This is a genomic window from Amaricoccus sp. (assembly GCF_017995835.1).
In the GTDB taxonomy this organism is placed as follows: domain Bacteria; phylum Pseudomonadota; class Alphaproteobacteria; order Rhodobacterales; family Rhodobacteraceae; genus Amaricoccus.
The window spans coordinates 1-2,982 of record NZ_JAGOID010000194.1; the positions used below are offsets into that span (position 1 = coordinate 1).

Sequence of the window (2,982 nt, forward strand, 5' to 3'; positions counted from 1 at the left end):
GGGTGAGGATCACGGCGCGAAGTCGAAGGCGAGGCCGTCATGCGCCGGGATGACGCCCTCGGGGATCTCGGCGGCGAGCGTCGCGTAGTCGAGGTCGTTGTGCATGTTGGTGAGGATCGCCCGGCGCGGGGCGGCGCGGGCGATCCATTCGAGACTGCGCGCCAGGTGTGCGTGGGTCGGGTGCGGCTTGTAGCGCAGCGCGTCGAGGACGAGGACGTCGAGGTCGGCGAGGAGCGGCCAGGCGGCGTCGGGCATGTCGGAGACGTCGGGAACGTAGGCGAGGCCGCCGATGCGGAAGCCGAGCGCGATGATGTTGCCGTGCTGGACCGGGATCGGCGCGAAGGGGACGGGGCCGGCGGGGCCGTCGACCGTGAACGGCCCTTCGATCATGGCGAGGTCGAGGATCGGCGGGTAGTTCGAGCCCGCCGGCCGGAAGAAGGCGTAGCCGAAGCGGCCCATGAGCGCCTCGGCGGTCGGCGGGTCCGCCCATACCGGCAGCCGGGAGCGGCGGTTGTAGACGATCATGCGCAGGTCGTCGATGCCGTGGGTATGGTCGGCATGGGCGTGGGTGTAGACCACGCCGTCGAGGATCCCGACGCCGGCGTCGAGGAGCTGGGCCCTCAGGTCGGGCGCGCTGTCGATCAGGACGCGGGTGGTCGCCTCGCCCTCGCGCCGCTCGACCAGCAGCGAGCAGCGGCGCCGGGCGTTCCTCGGGTCGGTCGGGTCGCAGGCGCCCCACTGGCCGCCGAGGCGGGGCACGCCGCCGGAGGAGCCGCAGCCGAGAATGGTGGCGCGAAAGCTCATGCGGACGGCCACGCCGCCGCCTTGGCGAAGAGGCGGTCGAAGTTGGCCGAGGTCCGGGCGGCGAAGGCGTCCGGGTCGAGGCCGAGGTGGCCGGCCATCGCGCGGGCGGTGTCGGCGACATAGGCGGGCTCGTTGCGCCGGCCGCGATGGGGCAGGGGGGCGAGATAGGGCGCGTCGGTCTCGACGAGGAGCCGGTCGAGGGGCGCCGCGGCGAAGATCTCGCGCAGGGCGGCGGCGCTGCGGAACGTCGCGATCCCCGAGATCGACAGATAGAATCCGAGGCCGAGCGCGGTCTCGGCCAGTTCCGGCCCCGCGGTGAAGCAGTGCATCACGCAGGCGAAGGCCCCGGCGGCATGCTCGGCCGCGAGGATGCGGGCGATGTCGGCGTCGGCGTCGCGGGCGTGGATGATCAGCGGCAGGCCGGTCTGGCGCGCCGCCTCGCAATGGACGCGCAGGCTCTCGGCCTGGAGATCCTTCGTCTCGGCGGAGTAGTGGTAGTCGAGCCCGGTCTCGCCGATCCCCACGAGCTTGGGGTGGGCGGCGAGGGCGACGAGGGCCTCGACCGTGACCGGCGGCTCCTCGTGGACGTGGAGCGGATGGCCGCCGGCGGCCCAGAACACGCCGTCATGCGCCTCGGCGATGGCGCGCACCTGGTCCGCCTGACGCAGCCGGGTGCAGATCGTCACCATCCGCGTCACGCCGGCCGCGGCCGCGCGCGCGACGATGGCGTCGGTCTCGCCGGCGAAGTCGGGAAAGTCGAGGTGGCAATGGCTGTCGACGAGGGCGGGGGCGGACATGGGCAACTCGAGCAATGGGCCTTCAGCCGGCGAGAACGCGGGCATCGGCCGCCGCCGCGTCGATGCGCAGGAGCGTATCGAGGATCACCTGCGCCGGGTCAAGATGCACGGCGCGCGCATGGTCGATCCGTTCGCCGAGCCCGGCGGCGAGCCCGGCCCAGATCCGGGCCTGGGCGGGGCTGTCGGCGAGCCGCGCCATGGCGCGCGCCTCGGTGTCGGAGACGGGCGGCGTGGGGGCGCCGGCGGCCACGCGGGCGAGCCGGGAGATCGCGAGGCGCAGGAGCGCCAGCGTGGCGTCGTACCGCCCCTCCGCCGCGCGTCCGGCGCAGGACTCGGCGAGCGCGATCGCGCGGCGGCGGTCCATGTCCGGTTCGCCGGCGAGAAGTTCGGCGACGGCGTCGTAGAGCGCGGGCCCCCCGACGGCGGCGAGGCGCAGGGCTTCGCCGACGGAGCCGCCGGCGAGGGCGGCCAGCGCGGCGGCGCGGTCGGGGTCGCCGCCGGCGGCCGCCAGTGCGCGCGCAAGATCCTCCGGCCCGAGCGGGGCGCAGCGAAGCTCGCGGCAGCGCGAGCGGATGGTCGGCAAGAGCCGGGCCGGGGCGTGGCAGACGAGGAGGAGGAGCGCGCGCGCGGGCGGCTCCTCGAGCGTCTTGAGCAGGGCGTTGGCCGCCTGCGGGGTCAGTTCGTCGGCGGCGTCGACGATGGCGACCCGCCAGGTCCGATCGGCGGCGGTGAGCTGGAAGAAGCCCTTGAGCGCGCGGACCTCGTCGACGCCGATCGCGGTGCGGAAACGCTGGGCCTTGTCGTCCCAGCTCCGGCGCACCAGCGCGATCCCGGGCTCTCCGAGCGCGGCGACACGGCGGAAGGTCGGGGCCTCCGGGTCCATGTCGAGCGTGTCGGCGCCGCCGCCGGCGATCATGTGGCGGGCGATCCGCCAGGCGAGCGTGGCCTTGCCGATCCCGCGCGGCCCGGTGACGAGCCAGCCGTGGTGCAGCCGCCCCGCGGCCTCGGCGGCGAGAAAGGCGCGCTCGGCCGCCTCCTGGCCGTAGAGCCTCGGCGTGAGGCGTGGGTGCGGCGCGCCCTCGAGCCGGTCGGGCTCGTCGTCACGCGTCATGGCAGGACGGCGGCGGCGACCCGCGCCGCGACCGCGTCGGCGTCGCCGGCGGCGGGAACGATGCGGCAACGGTCGGGAAACTCGGCCGCCAGCGCGAGGAACCCCGCGCGCAGGCGGCGCTGGAAGCCGGGGCCGAGGCGCTCGAAGCGGTCCTCAGCCCCGCCGCGCGCCGTGCCGCGGGCATGGGCCTCGTCGGGATCGAGGTCGAGGATGACGGTCAGGTCGGGCTCGCGGCCGATCATCAGGGCGTGGAGCGCGTCGACCGTAGCG

3 protein-coding genes and 1 pseudogene are annotated in these 2,982 nt (G+C 75.2%); all 4 read right to left on the reverse strand.

Annotation, left to right across the window (positions count from 1 at the left end; all coding sequences use genetic code 11):
- Positions 1-9: 9 nt before the first annotated feature.
- Positions 10-804: an MBL fold metallo-hydrolase gene (locus KBA23_RS16555; protein WP_290743325.1), complete on the reverse strand. Its 795-nt coding sequence runs from the start codon at positions 802-804 to the stop codon at positions 10-12.
- A complete protein-coding gene (locus tag KBA23_RS16560) occupies positions 801-1,601 on the reverse strand; it encodes a TatD family hydrolase (protein WP_290743321.1) in 801 nt (266 codons plus the stop codon). Before KBA23_RS16560 ends, KBA23_RS16555 begins: the two co-directional genes overlap by 4 nt.
- 22 nt (positions 1,602-1,623) lie before the next feature.
- Positions 1,624-2,712, reverse strand: coding sequence for a DNA polymerase III subunit delta' (locus KBA23_RS16565; RefSeq protein WP_290743323.1), 1,089 nt, complete (start codon positions 2,710-2,712; stop codon positions 1,624-1,626).
- Positions 2,709-2,982 (reverse strand): annotated as a pseudogene (locus KBA23_RS16570) (thymidylate kinase); the annotation flags it as partial. The pseudogene KBA23_RS16570 and the gene KBA23_RS16565, both read right to left, overlap by 4 nt.

Coding starts and splice junctions, on each gene's coding strand:
- KBA23_RS16565 (WP_290743323.1), bottom strand. CDS start 2,712: ATGACGCGTGACGACGAGCCCGACCGGCTCGAGGGCGCGCCGCACCCA.
- KBA23_RS16555 (WP_290743325.1), bottom strand. CDS start 804: ATGAGCTTTCGCGCCACCATTCTCGGCTGCGGCTCCTCCGGCGGCGTG.
- KBA23_RS16560 (WP_290743321.1), bottom strand. CDS start 1,601: ATGTCCGCCCCCGCCCTCGTCGACAGCCATTGCCACCTCGACTTTCCC.